The organism is Amycolatopsis sp. CFH S0740, from assembly GCF_004522315.1.
GTDB lineage: Bacteria > Actinomycetota > Actinomycetes > Mycobacteriales > Pseudonocardiaceae > Amycolatopsis > Amycolatopsis nivea.
The window spans coordinates 67,156-85,188 of record NZ_SDLS01000004.1; the positions used below are offsets into that span (position 1 = coordinate 67,156).

The window sequence follows — 18,033 nt, forward strand, 5'->3', positions numbered from 1 at the left end:
TCAGGGATTTTCACTGATTCGTTCAAGAATTACAGCCCAACGACGGCGGTAAGTCAACGCCGTTCGTCGATCAGCGCCCCGCCCGACCAGCGGTTTCACGGAGAGAGCAAGCAAACCGGCCGCCTCGTCGGAAACTTGCGCTGGTTTGCGGTAACTTTCACTCATGACACGTCGTCTTGCCGAAGTCGCCCGCCAGGTCGGGGTCAGCGAAGCCACGGTCAGCCGGGTGCTCAACGGCAAGGCCGGGGTGTCCGCGAGCACCCGGGCCGCCGTGCTCACCGCGCTGGACGTGCTGGGCTACGAGCGGCCGACGCAGCTGCGCGGCGAGCGGGCCCGGCTCGTCGGGCTGGTGCTTCCCGAGCTGCAGAACCCGATTTTCCCGGCGTTGGCCGAGGTCATGGGCAACGCGCTGGCGCAGCAGGGCTTCACTCCGGTGCTGTGCACGCGGACCGCGGGCGGGGTGTCGGAGGCGGAGTACGTCGAGATGCTGCTGCAGCAGCAGGTGTCCGGCGTGGTGTTCGCCGGCGGGATGTACGCGCAGGCCGACGCCGCGCACACGCACTACCACCACCTCGTGGAACGCCGGCTGCCGACGGTGCTGATCAACGCGGCCGTCGACCACCTCGGGCTGCCGCAGGTGTCGTGCGACGACGCGGTGGCCGTCGAGCAGGCGGTCGGGCACTTGAGCTCGCTCGGCCACGAAAAGATCGGCCTGGTGCTGGGGCCGAGCGATCACGTGCCGTCGCGGCGCAAGCTCGAGGCATTCCGGGTGCACGCCGCGAAACTCGGGCTCCCGGTGCTCGACGAACTGGTGGAGCACGGGATGTTCTCCATCGAGGGCGGGCACGCGGCCGCGGCGCGGCTGTACCCGCGCGGCGCCACGGCGGTGCTGTGCGCGAGCGATCCGCTGGCGCTGGGCGCGATCCGCGCGGCCCGGCGGCAGGGGCTGTCTGTGCCCGGCGACATTTCGGTGGTCGGCTACGACGACTCGGCGCTCATGAACTGCACCGACCCGCCGCTGACCACGACCCGCCAGCCGATCGAGGCGATGGGCCGGGCGGTGGTCGAACTGCTGGTGAAACGCATCAACGGCGGGGAGGTCGCGGTGGAGGAGCTGCTGTTCGCGCCGGAGCTGGTGGTGCGTGGCTCCACCGCCCGCCGGACCTCGTGAGTGTTTATGCCGGTTCTAACCGGCATAAACACTCACGACTCACCCCCCGCACCCGCACCACCGCTAATGTCCACAAATTGCAGATTCTCATCAACTTCTTGCGGAGACACCGTCCGCGGCTCTAGGGTGACCGCCATCACCTGCTGTGCTCCCCCGCGAGATGAGGCTTGAGATGAGCAGACCCTGGTCCCCCGCCGTTCCCCGCCGGACGTTCGCCCTGCTCGCCGCGGCGGGCCTGCTCCTGGGCGCCAGCGCGTGCGGGGGCGGCGGCGATCCGGGGAGCTCCGCCGGGGGCAAGGTCACCATCACCGTCACCGGCCAGCCGCCGACGAGCCAGCCGTTCGAACGCGGCGTGTTCGACGCCGACGTCAAGGAATTCGAGGCGACGCACCCGAATATCCGCATCGAACCGCACGAAGGGTTCATGGACCCGAAGACGTTCGGCGCGAAACTGGCGGGCGGGCAGCTCGAAGACGTCTACTACGTCTACTTCACCGATCCCGCGCAGATCATCGCCCGGCACCAGGCCGCGGACATCACCGAAGCGGTCAAGAAAGTCCCGCACATCAACGACATCAAACCCGAACTGCTCGACAATTTCCGCGGCCCGGACGGCAAGCTCTACGGCCTGCCGACGATGAATTACACGATGGGCCTGCTCTACAGCCGCCCGCTGTTCCAGAAGGCCGGGCTCGACCCGGACAAACCGCCGCGGACCTGGGACGAGGTGCGCGCGGCGGCCAAGAAGATTTCCGCGCTGGGCAACGGAATCGTCGGATACGCCGATTACAGCAAGAACAACCAGGGCGGCTGGCACCTCACCGGCTGGCTCGCGTCGATGGGCGGCTCCGTCGCGCGCAAGGACGGCAGCAAATGGGTCGCCGATTTCGACAACGAAAAGGGCAAAGCGGCGCTCACCATGCTCCACGACTTGCGCTGGACCGACGATTCCATGGGCAGCAAGCAATTGCTGGAGGCCCAGGACGTGCAGCGGATGATGGGCGCGGGCCAGCTCGGCATGTACATGGCCGCCCCGGACAACGTCCCCGTGCTCGTCAAGCAGTTCAACGGCAAGTACGAGGACTACGGCATCGCCGGGATGCCGGACGGCAAGGGCACGCTGCTCGGCGGCGAGGGCTACATGATCAACCCGAAGGCGTCGCCGGAGAAGATCAAGGCCGGTCTCGAGTGGATCCAGTGGAAGTACCTCAACCCGGACCGGTTCGAGAAGCACATCAAGCAGTACGTCGACGGCAAGCAGCCGGTCGGGCTCCCGGCCGAGCCGACTCCGGACGTCTGGCAGGGCGCGGTGCGCGACCAGCAGCTGGCGCTGAAGGCCAAGTACGCCAACGTCCCCGCGCGGAACTACCAGTCCTATGTGGACTCCACAGGCACGATCAAGGGCAGCGTCGAACCGCCGAACGCACAGCAGGTCTACGCGATCCTGGACAGCGTGATGCAGGCGGTGCTCACCGATCGGAACGCGAATATCGACCAGCAGCTCTCGTCCGCCGCGGCGAAGGTCACCAGTGTCCTCGCCCAGGTCAAGTAGCCTCCTCGCCTGGCCCGCGACGTCCTCGTCGCCGGCCAGGCGACCGGCCGCCTCCCCCGCCGCGCGGCGCCGGGCCCGGCTGCGCCGCAAGCTCAAGGAGAACCTCACCGCCTACGGCCTGCTCTGCGCCGCGCTGGTCGTGTTCGCGATGTTCTCCTGGTACCCGATCGTGCGCGGAGTGCTGCTGAGCTTCCAGCAGGTCGACTTCGTGAACCCGCCCACCTGGGTCGGGCTCGACAACTTCGCCCGGCTGTTCGCGGACCCGCTGTTCGGCGTCGCCTGGCGGAACACGCTGCTGTTCACCGGTCTCGCGCTGGTTTTCGGGTTCGCGGTCCCGTTCCTGACCGCGGTGCTGCTCAACGAGATGCGGCACGCCCGCGCGTTCTTCCGGCTCGCGGTGTACCTGCCGGTGATGCTGCCGCCGGTGGTGACCGCGCTGATGTGGAAGTGGTTCTACGACCCGGGTTCCGGCCTGTTCAACTCCGCGCTCGGCGCGGTGGGCCTGTCCGGGCCGCAGTGGCTCGATTCGAGCGGCACCGCGATGCTGTCGCTGGTGTTCGTCTCGACCTGGGCGAACATGGGCAGCACCACGCTGATCTACCTGGCCGCGCTCGGCACGATCCCCGGCGAACTGTACGAGGCCGCGGAACTCGACGGGGCCGGGATGTGGAAGCGGCTGCGGCACGTGACGTTCCCGCAGACCCGGTTCGTCCTGCTGATGCTCCTGCTGCTGCAGATCGTCGCGACCATGCAGGTGTTCACCGAACCGTACGTGATGACCGGCGGCGGCCCGGACGATTCGACGGTGACCGTGCTCCTGCTGCTCTACCGCTACGCCTTCGTCTACAACGACTTCGGCTCGGCGAGCGCGATGAGCCTGCTGCTGTTCCTGGCGCTCGGCGTGTTCTCCGCGCTGTACGTCCGGCTGACCAGGAAGGCGGACCAGGCATGAGGACGCTCGTCTCGCCCGGCGCGCTGCGCAGCCGCCGCGGCAAGGTGGTCTACGGCGCCGTTTTCGCCTGCACGCTCCTGGTGTTCGTGCTCGCCTTCCTGTTCCCGCTGTACTGGGCGGTGACGGGGGCGATGAAGACGCCGCAGGAACTGGCGCAGACCCCGGCGACGCTCGTCCCGCACGAGTGGCATCCGGAGACCTTCGGCGAGGCGTGGGACCAGCTGAACCTCGGCAAGTACTTCCTCAACACCCTGGTCGTCGCGGGCGGCGCGTGGCTGGCGCAGATGGCGATCGACGTGCCCGCCGCCTTCGCGCTGTCGAAGCTGCGGCCGAAGTTCGGCAATGCCGTTCTCGGGATCATGCTCGCCACCCTGATGCTGCCCGCGGCCGCGTTGCTGGTGCCGACCTATGTCACCATCACCGATCTGCCGCTGCTGCACCTGAACCTGATCGACTCCCCCGCCGCGGTCTGGCTGCCCGCCGCCGCGAACGCGTTCAACGTCTACGTGCTGAAACGGTTCTTCGACCGGATCCCGGACGAGCTGATCGAGGCCGCGCGGCTCGACGGCGCGGGACCGGTGCGCACGCTGTGGCGGATCGTGCTGCCGATCTCGCGGCCGATCCTGGCCGTCGTGTCGATCCTCGCGGTGGTCACCGCGTGGAAGGACTTCATCTGGCCGCTGCTGGTGTTCCCGGACAGCGGCAAGCAGACGCTTTCGGTGATGCTGCAACGGGCCGCGATCGACATGCCGCTCAACGTGCTGACCGCCGGGATGGTGCTCGCCAGCCTGCCGATGGTGGCGCTGTTCCTGGTGTTCCAGCGGCAGATCCTGTCCGGGCTCACCGCGGGCGGGCTCAAGGGCTGAGCCCGCCCGCACCTCTCGCTTTCCCCCACCACGAGGAGGGTTTTTTCCGTGACCGCATCGCGAAGACAAGACAGCTGGTGGCGCACCGCGGCGATCTACCAGATCTACGTCCGCAGTTTCGCCGACGGCAACGGCGACGGCATCGGCGATCTCGCCGGCGTCCGCGCCCGGCTCGACCACCTGGCCGCGCTCGGCGTCGACACGCTCTGGTTCACCCCGTGGTACCCGTCGCCGATGGACGACGGCGGCTACGACGTCGCCGATTTCCGCGACATCGACCCGCTTTTCGGCTCGCTCGCCGAGGCCGAGGCATTGATCGCCGAGGCGCACGGACGCGGCCTGCGGGTGATCATCGACATCGTGCCGAACCACTGTTCCGACGAGCACCGCTGGTTCCGCGAGGCGCTCGCCGCCGGTCCGGGTTCGCTTGAGCGGCAACGGTTCTGGTTCCGTCCGGGGCGCGGTCCGGACGGCGCCGAGCCGCCGAACAACTGGAAGTCGCGCTTCGGCGGATCCGCCTGGACGCGGGTGCCGGACGGCGAGTGGTACCTGCACCTCTACAGCTCGCGGCAGCCGGATTTCAACTGGGACAACCAGGACGTGCGCGCGGAGTTCGAGGACGTCCTGCGGTTCTGGTTCGACCGCGGCGCGGACGGCTTCCGCATCGACGTCGCCGACGGGCTGGTGAAGGACGCGCGGCTGCCGGACGTCGAGGCGGGCGACGAGACGCCGTTCTCCGATCAGGAGGGGCTGCACGAGATCTACCGGTCGTGGCGCAAGATCGCCGACAGCTACCCGGGCGAGCGCGTGCTGGTCGGCGAGATGTGGCTGCCGGACATGTCCCGCACCGCGCGGTACCTGCGCCGCGACGAGCTGCATTCGGCGTTCAACTTCGATTTCCTGGTCTGCCCGTGGGACTCCGCGCGCTTCCGGGAGGTCATCGAGCGGACGCTGGAAGCGCACGACGCCGTCGGCGCGCCGCCCGCCTGGGTCCTGTCGAACCACGACGTCACCCGGCACGTCACGCGGTACGGGCGGGCGGGCGACACCGGGTTCTCGTTCGCGGACCGGCTGCACGGCAGTTCGGTGGACCTGGTGCTGGGCACCCGGCGCGCCCGCGCGGCGGCGTTGCTGACCATGGCGCTGCCCGGCGGGATGTACGTCTACCAGGGCGAAGAGCTGGGGCTGTGGGAGGTCGAGGACATTCCCGCCGAACTACGGCAGGACCCGGTGTGGACGCGCACGAACGGCGCCGACCCCGGCCGGGACGGCTGCCGGGTGCCGCTGCCGTGGTCCGGCGACGCGCCGCCGTTCGGCTTCGGCCCCGGCGGCGCGTGGCTGCCGCAGCCCGCGGATTGGCAGGCGTACACGGCGGAAGCGCAGGCAGGCGACCCGGCGTCGATGCTCAGCCTGTACCGGGCCGGACTGCGGCTGCGCGCGAATCTCAGCGGGGAGCTCGAGTGGCTTTCGCTCGGTGACGGCGTGCTGGCTTTCCGCCGGGGACCGGGATTCACGTTCGTCCTCAACTTCTCCGGTTCCCCGGTCCCGCTGCCGCCGCACGCGGAAATCCTGCTGGCCAGCGACCCGGTCACCGCCGAACTGCCGACGGACACGGCGGTCTGGCTGCGCTCCTGACCCTCGCTCGCGAAAAGCCGATCACCCCTGCGGTGGTCGGCTTTTCGCGGTGCTCCGCTGAGCGGGATCTCCTTGACAGCACCCCAGTGCGCGCCGACGATGATTCATCAGATGTATCGGCCACTCGCTTGCCCTGATTCCCCGGATGATCGAGAAATTCCGCGCTAGGCATCGGACCACTGGACTTCACTGTGGAGGTTCCATGACGACCTATCCTCGTCGGCACGCACTCGGCATGGCACTCGGCGGCGCGGTGCTGCTCGGACTGCCGAGCACCGCGGCAGCGGCGGGCGGGCCGGCGCAGCCGGTGGTGACGGACGGGGCGGGCACGCCGGTCGTGCCGCCGCCCCCGCCGGTGCCGGTCCCGCTCGACGCGTGGTTCGACAACGACGGCATCGACTCCGCGAGCGCGCACGACGGGAACTTCGACGGCTCCGGCTACACCTTCCCGGCGGAGCAGATCCCGGCGGGCAGCACGGTCACCGCGGGCGGCGTGCCGTATCTGCTCGGCTCGGCGGCGGCCGGGGCGAAGAACAACGTCATCGCGCTCGGCCAGCGCATCGACCTCCCGAAGGGCCGGTACTACGGTGCCGCGTTCCTCGTCGCGTGCAGTTACGGCAGCACCGGAGGCGACGCGACCGTCCACTACGCCGACGGCAGCACCAGCACCGCCACCCTGTCCGGCTCCGACTGGTGGGGCTCCGGCGGCGCCGTCGTCTCGACCTTCCGCTACGGCCCGGGCGGCGTCACCGACCAGAACCCGGTGTCGATCAGCACCGCGCAGGTGTGGATCGACCCGGCGCGCGAAGCGGTCGCGCTGACTCTGCCCAAGACCGCCGCACCGGCGGTGAACGTGGCGAGCCTGCACGTGTTCGCCTTGACGCTGCAGCCGATCGCGCAAGGCCGTTCGGCGACGGTCCTCGACGCCCGGGCGACCGCGAACCTGCTGCAGGACGGCGGTCCGCAGGCCGTCGAGGCGACGATCGTCAACACCGGCACCGTCTGGCTCGAAACACGCGACCGGATCACCGTCACGCTCGACGTCCCCGGCGGCCGGGTGCGCACGCCCGCGCCGATCCCCCGCCTCGCGCCCGGCGAACAGACCACGGTGCGGCTCGGCCTCACCGCCGACCGCGGCCTGCCCGCGGGGACTCCGGCGACCGGCCGGATCCGGGTGCTCGCCGACCGGTCGACGATCGCCACCCGGACCCTGCCGGTGCCGCTCGGCATCCCGGATTTCCGGCCGACCGACGCGTCGCTGTCCGCGCACCGCGCGCCGTATTGGTTCTGCGACGCCAAATTCGGCATCTTCATCCACTGGGGCGTGTACTCGGTGCCCGCGTGGGCTCCGGTCGGGCAGCAGTACGCCGAGTGGTACTGGAACAACCAGCAAGATCCCCACGGAGCGACCTACGCCTATCACGCGAAGACCTACGGCGAATCGTTCGTCTACGACGACTTCATCCCGAAGTTCACCGCCGCCCGGTTCGATCCGCGTTCGTGGGTGCGTCTGATCGAGGACGCGGGCGCGCAGTACTACGTGCTCACGTCCAAGCATCACGACGGTTTTGCCTTGTGGGACACCAAAGTCAGCGGCCGCAACGCCAAGAAGCTAGGCCCGCGCCGCGACCTCGTCGCCGACCTGTTCGCCGCCTCGCGCAAGTACACGCCGGGCCTGCGCAACGGCCTGTATTTCTCGCTGCCGGAATGGTTCAACCCGGACAACCCGTGGATGGGCCACGCGCCGCGCAATCCGTACACCGGCGCGCCGCTGCCCTACACCGGGTACACCGCCGGACGCGATTTCGTGAAGGACCTCCAGGCGCCGCAGGTGCTGGAGCTGATCTCCGGCTTCGACCCGGACGTGCTGTGGTTCGACATCGGCGGCGTGAACGACAGCCGCGAAGTGCTCACTGAATACTTCAACCGGGCCAAGAACCGGCGTCGCCCCAAGGACGTCACGTACAACGACCGCGGCGGCATCCCGGACCACGACTTCACCACGCCGGAGTACACGACGTACCCGAACACCGTCGTCGCCAAGTGGGAGTCGAGCCGGGGCCTGGACCCGTTCTCCTACGGCTACAACCGCGCGACACCGGACGACAAGTACATGACCACCGACGACGTGGTGCACACGCTGGTCGACGTGGTGTCGAAGAACGGCAACTTCCTGCTGGACATCGGCCCCGATTTCGACGGCACCATCCCGGCGGTGATGCAGCAGCGGCTGCGCGAGACCGGGGCTTGGCTGCGCACGAACGGGGAAGCGATCTACGGCACCACGTACTGGTCGCGCATGGCGCAGCTCGGCGACCTGCGGTTCACCGTGCGGCCCGGTTCGGCGTTCTACGTCATGTCGCTCGTCGCGCCCGGCTCGCAGCTCGTGGTCGACGCCCCGGTCCCGATCCGCCGCGGCGACCGCGTGAGCATGCTCGGTTACGGCGGTCCGCTGCACTGGAGTCAGAGCGACGGCCGGCTGGTCATCGACGTTCCGGCGGCGGCGCGTGCGGCGGGGAAGCACGCGTGGGTGTTCAAAGTGGACTGGCGCTGAAACTGACCGGGGCGGTCCGCGACGGGCCGCCCCGGCAACCGCTCTCCCGGTCTTGCGCGCGGGCCGCCACGTCGGCGTCCGAGCAGAATCCGCGGCCGCTGCGCTTCAGACACAGCAGCCCCAGCAACCGGCCGCTCGCGTCCACCACCGCCAGCCTGCGCCGCGACATTCCCAGCCACGTCGCGTACAGGTCGGCCTCCGGGGCCACGACCCGGCCGGTCAACTGGCCCGCCCGGTACGCCGGTAGCGCGTCCGGCTGCCCGTCCAGATCCGGCCGTTCCACGACGCTCAGCAGCGTTCCCCCGGAAACGACCAGCGCGGCGTGCACGTGATCGTCCTCGAAGAGCGCGCGCACCTCGTCGACCGTCGCCGACGCGTCGAGCACCTTCGGCGCCCGGAGCATCGCCTCGCCGACGGTCGACGCGCCGCGGAAATCCGGTTCCGTCACTGCGGGTTGTTCCACTCCGCGTCAGCCTGGTCCTCCGCCTTCGTGCGTTCGCGCGCCAGCTCCAGCGCCTGCCGCGCGGTGGCCTCGTCCGGGTACGGGCCGAGCCGGTCGACGCCGCGCGCTTGGCGGCCGCGCTCGACCTCGTTCGTGCGGGTGTTGTAGTACCACTCTTCAGACATCGTCAGCTCCCAAGAGAATCGATCGAGCGCACCGAATCGACCCGCAGCGCCTGCATCGCCGTGACCAGTTCGGCCAGGTCCCGCGGATCGGTCAGCGTCCGGTCGGTCAGTTCCCGGATCCGGCGCAACCGGTACCGGACGGTATTGGCGTGGCAGTGCAGCACCTGCCCCGCGCGTTCGGAGGAGCCGCCGTGCGCGAAGTACGCGTCCAGCGTCTCCAGCAGCACGTCGCGTTCCTCGGCGGGCAGTTCCAGCACCGCCCCGAAGACCTGCTCCCCCAGCCGGCGGCCCTCGTCCGGGTCGTAGGCGACGAACGCCGCCAGCGGACTCGGGTCGAACGCGCGGACCTCGCCCCGTTCGGGCGGGATGCCGGACAGCGCCGTGCGCGCCAGGTGGACCGCGCGCGGGGTTTCGGTCAGCGAACGGAACAGCGGGCTGACGCCGGTGCGGGCCAGCGCCAGTTCGCGAAGCAGGCCAAGCATCGCGTCGTACTGCTCCTCGCGCAGCGACACCACGCCGGCCTGCAGCGTCGGCGACAGATGCCACGCCGACACGATGCCGAGCTGCCCGAGCCGCCGCTCGACGCCGACCAGGCTTTCTTCGGCCAGCCCGCGCGTCTCGGCGGCGACCACGGTCAGCTTGCCGTCCAGCGACAGGCCGAGCAGCCGTCCCGCCTCCCACGGCCCGGAATCGGAGCCGCGCGCGCCGGTCAGCAGCGCCTCGGCCAGCGCGGACCGCCGGCGCTGCTGCGCGACCAGCAGTTCCGCGCTCGCCGCCCGGTACGCCTCGGTGACGCGGACCGCGTGCTCGTCGGTGACCTGCCACAACAGGCTCGCGACGTCGATCAGCACGTCGGTGCTCCCGGTTTCGCGGGCGCGGCCCACGAGCAAGTCCCACAGCATCGCGCAGGCGATCCGGTACACCTGCAGTACCTCGGGCAACGGAGCGCCCTGGTGCGCCCGGCGGCGGCCGGTCTCCTTCGGCGCGCGCTGGTCCGGCGCCTCGCCGCCGCTGAGCGCGTCGACCATGAACCGGAGGTTCACCGCGATCGAGCGGTGCAGGTCGGCGCGCGGGACGATCTTCTCGTCCCGGTACATCCCGATCCGCTCGCAGCTCGCCGCGCAGACGTCGTCGATCAGCCGGGGCAGCCGTTCGTCGGCCCAGGCGACGAGTTCGGTCAGGGCGGCGGTCCGCACAGCGTTTTCCTCCCGGTCGGCCACGTCCGGGATCGTACCCGCGTCCCGGAGCGGCCGCCCACGCGGATTTCCCTCCCGGGGAAACGTTCTCCGTTTTCCCGCGCATTTTGTGGGCCGGCACAGAAATGTTTGTCGCGCTCCACAATAAGCCTGTTCGCATTCCCCGCCCGGATGCCCGGAGCGGGCCGTCGTGCTTGAATCGGCAGGGAAGCACAGACGCGGTCGAGAGGGTTACGGTGGACGAGCAGCGCGAGGGTCAGCCGGAGTTCAAGCCATACCACCACCCGGCCGCGGGCTGGGGCGCGGCGAAAAGCGTGACGCAGTTCCTCGTCCGGGAACGGGAACTCGTCGCCGGTCCGCGCGCGATCGTGAAGATGAACCACGAGAACGGCGGCTTCGACTGCCCGGGCTGCGCGTGGCCGGACGACACCAAGGGCCTGCATCTCGACATTTGCGAAAACGGGATCAAGCACGTCACCTGGGAGATGACGCGGAAACGCGTCGGCGCGGAATTCTTCGCCGCGCACACCGTGTCCGAACTGGACGGCTGGAGCGACACCGCGCTCGAGGCGCAGGGCAGGCTCACCGAGCCGCTGCGCTACGACGAGAAGACCGACCGGTACGTGCCGATCTCGTGGGCCAAGGCGTTCGAGCTGGTCGGCGCGACGCTGCGCGGTCTCGACTCCCCGGACCAGGCGGCGTTCTACACCTCCGGACGGCTCGGCAACGAGGCGACTTTCCTGTACCAGCTGTGGGCGCGGGAGTTCGGCACGAACAACCTGCCGGACTGCTCGAACATGTGCCACGAGGCGAGCGGCCGCGCGCTGCAGGCCGCCCTCGGCACCGGCAAGGGCACCGCGGACATCCACGACTGGGAGGCCGCCGACGCGCTGTTCATCATGGGCGTGAACGCGGCGTCGAACGCGCCCCGGATGCTCACCGCGCTCGCCGAAGCGCACCGGCGCGGCGCGCAGATCGTGCACGTCAACCCGCTGGTCGAGGCCGGGGCCACGCGCACGATCATCCCGCACGACTTCGTCCGGATGGCGACCTTCCAGGCGACCCCGACGTCCACGCTCAACCTCCAGCCGCGCATCGGCGGCGACCTGGCGTTCATCCGCGGCATGGCGAAAGCCCTGCTCGAGATGGCCGAGACCGATCCCGGGGCAATCGACTCGGAGTTCCTGGAGACCTACACCAGCGGCGTCGAGAAGTACCGGATCGTCTGCGAAACCACGTCCTGGGCCGAACTGGAGCGGCAGTCCGGGCTGACCGAGTCCGAAATCCGCGCGGCGGCGAAGATCTACCGCGACGCCGACCGGTCGGTCATCAGCTGGTGCCTCGGCGTGACCCAGCACGAGCACGGCGTGGACACCGTCCGCGAGATCGTGAACCTGTTGCTGCTGCGCGGAAACATCGGCCGCCCCGGGACCGGCCCGTCGCCGGTGCGCGGGCACAGCAACGTGCAGGGCAACCGCACCTGCGGCATCGACCACCGCCCGGCGCAGGAGTTCCTCGACAAGCTCGCCGAGGTCTGCGGCATCGACCCGCCGCGCCACCACGGGCTCGACACGATCGGCACCATCGAAGCGATGCACCGCGGCGACGTGCGCGTATTCGTCGGCATGGGCGGCAACTTCGCCCTCGCCGCGCCCGACACGCCCTACACCGCGGCCGGGCTGCGCAAGTGCGAACTGACCGTGCAGGTCAGCACCAAACTCAACCGCAGCCACCTCGAACACGGCAAGCAGGCGCTGATCCTGCCCTGCCTCGGCCGGACCGAAAAGGACTTCCAGACGGCCGGCCTGCAGTCGACGTCCGTCGAGGACGCGATGAGCATGGTCCACCTGTCCACCGGCATGAAGAAGCCCGCCTCGCCGCACCTGCTGTCCGAACCCGCGATCATCGCCGGGATGGCGAGCGCGACGCTGCCGGAAAGCCCGACGCCGTGGGATGATTACGTCGGCGACTACGACCGGATCCGCGACACGATGGCGCGGGTGCTGGACGGTTTCGAGGACTTCAACACGCGGGTCCGCGAACCGTTAGGCTTCCGCATCCACCAGGCCGCGCGCGAACGGGTCTTCCACACGCCGTCCGAGCGGGCCGAGTTCTCCACCGCGGAGTTGCCGGACGTCGTCCCCGCCGCCGGGACGCTGGCGCTGGGCACGATGCGCTCGCACGACCAGTGGAACACGACGATTTATTCGGACGACGACCGGTACCGGGGCATCAAGAACCTCCGCACGCTGGTGTTTTTGAACGCCGAGGACATGCGGGACCGGGGGCTGAGCGAGTTCGACGAGGTGGACATCACGGCCACGGCGAAGGACGGGACGACGCGTTCGGTGCAGCGCTATCGGGCGATCCCGTACGACATCCCGCGCGGGTGCGCGGCGGGGTATATGCCGGAGATGAACGTGTTGTGTGCGATTGGTGATTACAGCACGCAGAGCGATCAGCCGTTGATGAAGCATCTGAAGGTCACGGTCGAACGCTCCGCCTGAGCGCGGCGGCCCGGCACGGGGCGCGGACCAGCACCGCGCCCGAGTGGCGGGCAGCTGCGCGGCCGGAGATGAACGTGTTGTGCGCCACCGGCGAACACAGCAACGTCACGGTCGAACGCTCCGCCTGAGCACCGCGGTCCGGCACGGGGCGCGGACCAGCACCGCCGCCCCGATGCCCGCCGCCACGCCTACCAGGGTGTCCGCCACCCGCGCCGTCAGCAGCGTCGCGGGGGCGGCGGGGGCGGCCAGTTCCGTCATCACCAGGATCAGCGGCGTGAAGAACCCCAGCGCGATCCCGTAATGCCGGGACATGAACAGCTCCGTCGGGAACAGCAGCACGACCACCGCCAACGCCAGCGGCGCGGCCGCGAATCCCGGCAAGAGCAGCAAGGCCGTGACGACCAGTCCGGCGAGCGTCCCGACGACCCGGTGCGCGCTGCGGTCCAGCACGCTGCGCAGGCCGGGATGCAACCGGCTGCGCGGGTCCGCCGCTGCCAGCGGGACCGCCGCCGACGCCATCGCCCAGTTCGCGTGGTCCACGCCGAGCAGCAGACCGACCGCACCCGCAGCGGCGATCGCCAACGCGTACCGGGCGGCGTGCACGACGGCACAGGCGACACCGCATTCCGGGGCGCACGTCGGCGTCCCCGGCGTGGGCGGGCGTTCCGGACCGGTCAGTCCAATGAGGACGCAACCAGCGATTGTGCCCGCACACAAAGCGATTCCAGCCCACGGTTCGACCCGCCCAGCGGGCACCAACGCGATCGCACCGAGCGCGAAGATGCCGAAGAACGGTCCGCGCGGACTCAAGTCCAGGCGATTCGTCACCAGTGCGCAACCGAACGAGAACGTGGCCTCGGTGACGACCAGGAGCCAAGGCGGCGCGTGACAGGCGGACAGCAGCACGCCCAGCGAGACGCCGCTCAGGAGCACCGCACCCGCCTGGAGCTGGTGCCGGAAGCGGAGTGCGCGCGACTCGGCCCGGCCGTACATCCCGGCGAACGAACCGAACGCGGCGAAAATGATCAAGTCCGGACGTCCCGCCGCGAGCAGCGCCAGCCCGGGAATCAGCAGCCCGGCCGCGACCCGGCCGGCGTGCCACCATTCGCCGCCGTCGAACGAGCGCGCGGCTGCGGCCGAGGTCGCCACCGGCACCTGTCCTCCGCTTGATCGTCTGACGGGAAGTCACCGGGATCGGCCGGTCGTCCTACGATACCTGCGCGAAGGGCGGGAGAAGGCCGGATTGTGGGGCGCCACAATAATGTCTGCGCCGTCAGCCAAGCTGGCCGAGAGTGCGGACGACGTTCTGGTCCACGATGTCCAGCATCGCTTCCCGGTGCGGGAAGTCGCCGTCGAGCAACCGCAATGGTCCCGCGACGAGGGACAAATACATCGCGAGGCGATAGAACCGCATTCGGCGGTCGTCCAGGCTCGCAGCATGGAAATAGCGATAGTTTTCGCCGAAGCGCAATTCCAAGAAAGCGTGTTCCCATTCGACGTCGAAGAACATCGCGCCCTCGATGTCGATGAGCACCGACTGGTCGTGCTCGTCGACGAGGACATGGTCAGGGCCTAGTTCGCCGTGGATCAACCCGTACTCGGTGCGTGGCTCCACTGCTGCGTGCCGTTCCCCGAGCAGCGAGGCGAGGAGGTGTTCGACGGCCGCGATCTCCGGCACCCGGGCGGCGGCCTGGGCGAGGTGATCCAGTGCGCGGCGCAGCACAACGTCTTGCACCGGCAAGCCAGGCTTATCGGCACCCGGACGGCCGTAGTGAGCACGCCGGGTGCGGTGCAGGGACCGGACCGCGTCGCCGAGGCGGGCCAGCACGCGCGGGCGGTCCCCGAGGGTTTCCAGCGTGCCTCCGCGCACGTCCTCGACCACCGCGACGTCACCGGCGAGGAGGGTTTTGCTGCGGTCGAGCAGGAAGATCCGGGGCACCCGGACGCCAGCCCCGGACAGCGCGGCGTGCGCGGCCTCGAACAACCCGATTCCCGTGCTGTGCCCGAAGGGATCGCTTTGGTCGGGCGATGCCGCGTCCGGCCAGTAGTCCTCGTCAGCGTTCCAGACGTAGGCGACGCTGGTCGTGCGGTCGTCGAGCGTCAGCCGGTAGACGCCCTTCTTCGAACCGCCGCGCAATCGTTCCGCCGACACCAATTCGCGGGCACCGAACGCCGCGCACGCTACCTCGGCCAGGTCGTGACGGCCCAGCCTCCCCCGGGTTTTGCTCACTTTCGCACCCTACCGCCGCGCCGCATGTCACTCTTGGCGGGAAACGTGGTACTCCCTGCCGCTGGCGCGCCGGTCCTCGCCGATTGCGGCGCACACTCTTCCCACGAAAGGACAAGAGACCACCAGCCGCCTCGGGAGCTTCCAGTGAGACGCACCAGAATCGTTCTCTTCGCCCTGCTCGTCCTCTGCGCCGCGAGCCCCGCCGCCGCGTCGGCGAGTCCGGGGCGCGCCGCTTTCGCGCTCTCCAGCACCGCCTTCGCCGACGGCGGGATGATTCCCAAGGTCCACGACTGCGCCAGCAGCGGCGACGGCGACCCCGAGAAGAAGGACGAGTCGCCGCCGCTGGCCTGGTCCGGGGCGCCGGAACAGGCGAAGAGCTACGCGATCGTCATGCACGACCTCGACAACGGCATCATCCACTGGGTCATCTACGACATCCCGGCGACCGTCGCCGAGCTGCCGCAGAACGTCGACCACGCGTACCAGCCCTCGGTTCCTGCCGGGTCACGGCAGGCCTACTACCGCGGCAGCGCGAACTTCTTCGGATACCAGGGGCCGTGCACGACGAACCACACCTACGAGTGGGCCGTCCACGCGCTCAACAAGGAATCGCTCACCGAGCTCGACGCCAACTCGTCCACCCAGGCCGCCGAGACCGCCATCGAGGCGGCGACCATCGCGACCGCTTCGCTGCGCGGCAACTCGTAGCGGAGCAGGGGGCGCGGTTCAGAAAGTGATCACCTGACGGACCGCGCCCCCGTCCCGCAGCCGGGCGAAACCGGCGTTGATCTCGTCCAGCGCGATCGAATGCGTCAGCAACGCCTCCACCGGCAGCAACCCCGCCTGGTACAGCGCGATGAACCGGGGCACATCCCGCCGCGGCACGCACGAACCCAGGTAACTCCCCCGCAGGGTTTTCTCCTCGGCTACCAGGCTTTGCGCGGGCAGGGTCAGTCCGGCGGACGGGTCCGGCAGGCCCACGGTGACGGTGGTCCCGCCGGGCCGGGTCGCGTCGTAAGCCTGGCTCAGCGCGGCGACCACGCCGGTGGTGTCGACGGCGTGATCCACCCCGCCACCGGTCCGCTCGCGGATCTCCGCGACGTCACTCACCACCGTGGCGCCCAGCGAACGCGCCAGTTCCCGCTTGCTCGCGACCGGATCGATCGCGAGCAGCGTACTGGCACCCGCGGCCTTCGCGGCTAGCAGCGCGGAGAGGCCGACTCCGCCGAGGCCGAACACGGCCACACTGTCGCCGGGACGCACGTCCGCCGCGTTGAACACCGCTCCGGCGCCGGTCAGAACCGCGCACCCGAACAATGCCGCGATGTCGAACGGCAGGGCTTCGTCGATCCGCACCGCCGACCGGTCGGACACCACCACGTGCGAGGCGAACGCCGAAACCCCGAGGTGGTGCAACGGTTTCCCGGCCGGCGACGACCACCGGACGTCGCCGCCCAGCAGCGTGCCCTCGCGGTTGGCCACCGCGGCGGGACCGCACAGCGCGGGGCGGCCGGCCGTGCACGGAGCGCAATCGCCGCAGGAGGGCACGAACGTCAGGACTACGTGTTCGCCGGGCCGGAAGTCGCTGCCCGGCCCCGCTTCGACGACCTCGCCGGCGGCCTCGTGGCCGAGCACCATCGGCACCGGACGCGGCCTCGACCCGTCGATGACCGACAGGTCCGAATGGCACAGCCCGGCCGCGCGCACCCGCACCAGCAGTTCGCCGGGACCGGGCGGGGCCAGCGTCAGCGTCTCGATCTCCAGCGGTTTCCCGACCTCGCGCAGCACCGCGCCGCGGACCTCCATCACGCGCCGACCGGGACGCAGCGGGTGACTTGCCGGTCGGACAACAGCGGCACGACCTCGCCGAGCACGATCCGGGCGAAGTGCTCCGACGCGCAGTGCGCGGTGAAGTCCGCCTCGCTGTCGTACTCCTCGACGATCACCACGACGCCGTCCTCGATTCCCGTGTGGACGGTGTACCGCAGGCATCCAGGCTCGCGCCGCGACGCCTCCGCCATCGGGCCGAGCAGTTCGACGACCCGGTCCCGTTCCGCGGTTGCATACCGGGCCACCACTACGAAACTCATTCTTCTCCTGTACGCAGCCGGGACCGGGTCAGCGACCACAGCCCCGGATCGGAGGACGCGGCAGCCGCCGCGCCCATCGCCAACGAATGCGCCACCCCGTCGCGGTCGGTGACGAAACCGGCCGCGACGAACGGCGACATGACTTCCCTCGCGGACTCGGACATCCACGGGATGATCGGGGCGGGCATCAGCTCCACCAGGTCCGGCCCGCTGCGCTTGACCGCCTCCAGGCTCCGGTTGAGGTTCGAGCGGTCGGTGACGAACACCTTGTGCATGGTCAGCATCGACAGCGCCCGCGCCCGTTCGATCGGCGCGACCCGGGTGCTGACCACCCCGGCCGCCCCGATCTCCTGGAGGAAGTCCACGCCCGCGCGGTCGGTGGCGAGCCCGGGGCACGAATCGATGTTGACGAACACGAGCTTGTCCCGCCCGGCGAGCGCCGCCACGATCTTCGGCAGCTGCCCGACCGGAACCGACGCCAGGATCCCGACCCGGGACGCCGCGGCCACGAAATCCGGCACCTTCGCGACGCCGACGACCGACGCGCACACCGGGACGTCCTCGAACGCCGCCGTGATCTTCTCGTTCATGGCCTCCACCGTTTCATGCCCGCTGCCGCTCCCCCGTCCCCGCCGCCTCGAAGGTCCGTGCGG

16 protein-coding genes are annotated in these 18,033 nt (G+C 69.8%); 8 read left to right on the forward strand and 8 right to left on the reverse strand.

Annotation, left to right across the window (positions count from 1 at the left end; genetic code table 11):
- The first annotated feature begins 163 nt into the window (after nucleotides 1–163).
- The 6 genes from EIZ45_RS09020 to EIZ45_RS09045 all read left to right on the forward strand — a co-directional run bounded on the left by EIZ45_RS09020 (nucleotide 164) and on the right by EIZ45_RS09045 (nucleotide 8,730).
- The gene (locus EIZ45_RS09020; RefSeq protein WP_043840052.1) at nucleotides 164–1,171 is read left to right on the forward strand and encodes a LacI family DNA-binding transcriptional regulator; all 1,008 of its coding nucleotides are present in this window, start codon (nucleotides 164–166) and stop codon (nucleotides 1,169–1,171) included.
- 172 nt (nucleotides 1,172–1,343) lie between these two features.
- Nucleotides 1,344–2,723, forward strand: coding sequence for an ABC transporter substrate-binding protein (locus EIZ45_RS09025; RefSeq protein WP_134662217.1), 1,380 nt, complete (start codon nucleotides 1,344–1,346; stop codon nucleotides 2,721–2,723).
- A complete protein-coding gene (locus tag EIZ45_RS09030; RefSeq protein ID WP_037812909.1) occupies nucleotides 2,701–3,675 on the forward strand; it encodes a carbohydrate ABC transporter permease in 975 nt (324 codons plus the stop codon). The genes EIZ45_RS09025 and EIZ45_RS09030 overlap by 23 nt, the downstream gene beginning before the upstream one ends.
- Nucleotides 3,672–4,541, forward strand: coding sequence for a carbohydrate ABC transporter permease (locus EIZ45_RS09035; RefSeq protein WP_134662218.1), 870 nt, complete (start codon nucleotides 3,672–3,674; stop codon nucleotides 4,539–4,541). Before EIZ45_RS09030 ends, EIZ45_RS09035 begins: the two co-directional genes overlap by 4 nt.
- 48 nt (nucleotides 4,542–4,589) lie before the next feature.
- Nucleotides 4,590–6,176, forward strand: a complete 1,587-nt coding sequence (locus EIZ45_RS09040; protein ID WP_134662219.1) for an alpha-amylase family glycosyl hydrolase — start codon at nucleotides 4,590–4,592, stop codon at nucleotides 6,174–6,176.
- 202 nt (nucleotides 6,177–6,378) lie between these two features.
- Nucleotides 6,379–8,730: an alpha-L-fucosidase gene (locus tag EIZ45_RS09045; RefSeq protein WP_134662220.1), complete on the forward strand. Its 2,352-nt coding sequence runs from the start codon at nucleotides 6,379–6,381 to the stop codon at nucleotides 8,728–8,730.
- Here the strand turns inward: EIZ45_RS09045 and EIZ45_RS09050 are convergent.
- From EIZ45_RS09050 to EIZ45_RS09060, 3 genes are read right to left on the reverse strand one after another with little or no spacing between them, the layout of a single operon-like run.
- A complete protein-coding gene (locus EIZ45_RS09050) occupies nucleotides 8,711–9,178 on the reverse strand; it encodes a CBS domain-containing protein (protein ID WP_043840063.1) in 468 nt (155 codons plus the stop codon). The two genes, EIZ45_RS09045 and EIZ45_RS09050, sit on opposite strands and share 20 nt — an antisense overlap.
- Nucleotides 9,175–9,357 carry a hypothetical protein gene (locus tag EIZ45_RS09055; RefSeq protein WP_134662222.1) on the reverse strand — a complete coding sequence of 61 codons (183 nt, stop codon included), beginning with the start codon at nucleotides 9,355–9,357 and terminating at the stop codon, nucleotides 9,175–9,177. The genes EIZ45_RS09050 and EIZ45_RS09055 overlap by 4 nt, the downstream gene beginning before the upstream one ends.
- Nucleotides 9,358–9,359: 2 nt before the next feature.
- Complete coding sequence (locus EIZ45_RS09060) at nucleotides 9,360–10,577, reverse strand: CdaR family transcriptional regulator (protein ID WP_134662223.1); 1,218 nt, start codon at nucleotides 10,575–10,577, stop codon at nucleotides 9,360–9,362.
- Nucleotides 10,578–10,789: 212 nt separating this feature from the next.
- On the opposite strand from EIZ45_RS09060, the gene EIZ45_RS09065 reads away from it, so the two are divergent.
- The gene (locus tag EIZ45_RS09065) at nucleotides 10,790–13,060 is read left to right on the forward strand and encodes an FdhF/YdeP family oxidoreductase (protein ID WP_134662224.1); all 2,271 of its coding nucleotides are present in this window, start codon (nucleotides 10,790–10,792) and stop codon (nucleotides 13,058–13,060) included.
- Between the two features lie 105 nt (nucleotides 13,061–13,165).
- Here EIZ45_RS09065 and EIZ45_RS09070 read toward each other — a convergent pair whose 3' ends face one another.
- On the reverse strand, nucleotides 13,166–14,215 hold the full coding sequence (locus tag EIZ45_RS09070) for an FUSC family protein (protein ID WP_134736041.1): 1,050 nt from the start codon (nucleotides 14,213–14,215) through the stop codon (nucleotides 13,166–13,168).
- 118 nt (nucleotides 14,216–14,333) lie between these two features.
- Nucleotides 14,334–15,290: a phosphotransferase family protein gene (locus EIZ45_RS09075; RefSeq protein ID WP_167756387.1), complete on the reverse strand. Its 957-nt coding sequence runs from the start codon at nucleotides 15,288–15,290 to the stop codon at nucleotides 14,334–14,336.
- A 144-nt stretch (nucleotides 15,291–15,434) separates the two neighbouring features.
- Between EIZ45_RS09075 and EIZ45_RS09080 the strand changes: the two genes are divergently transcribed.
- Nucleotides 15,435–15,998, forward strand: coding sequence for a YbhB/YbcL family Raf kinase inhibitor-like protein (locus EIZ45_RS09080; RefSeq protein WP_240690564.1), 564 nt, complete (start codon nucleotides 15,435–15,437; stop codon nucleotides 15,996–15,998).
- Nucleotides 15,999–16,016: 18 nt separating this feature from the next.
- Here EIZ45_RS09080 and EIZ45_RS09085 read toward each other — a convergent pair whose 3' ends face one another.
- Genes EIZ45_RS09085 through EIZ45_RS09095 form a run of 3 tightly spaced genes read right to left on the reverse strand, consistent with a single transcriptional unit; the run spans nucleotide 16,017 to nucleotide 17,970 of the window.
- The gene (locus EIZ45_RS09085) at nucleotides 16,017–17,096 is read right to left on the reverse strand and encodes a zinc-binding dehydrogenase (protein WP_134662452.1); all 1,080 of its coding nucleotides are present in this window, start codon (nucleotides 17,094–17,096) and stop codon (nucleotides 16,017–16,019) included.
- A complete protein-coding gene (locus tag EIZ45_RS09090; RefSeq protein ID WP_134662226.1) occupies nucleotides 17,096–17,380 on the reverse strand; it encodes a putative quinol monooxygenase in 285 nt (94 codons plus the stop codon). The genes EIZ45_RS09085 and EIZ45_RS09090 overlap by 1 nt, the downstream gene beginning before the upstream one ends.
- A complete protein-coding gene (locus tag EIZ45_RS09095) occupies nucleotides 17,377–17,970 on the reverse strand; it encodes a glycerol-3-phosphate responsive antiterminator (protein ID WP_134662227.1) in 594 nt (197 codons plus the stop codon). Before EIZ45_RS09095 ends, EIZ45_RS09090 begins: the two co-directional genes overlap by 4 nt.
- Nucleotides 17,971–18,033: the final 63 nt, after the last annotated feature.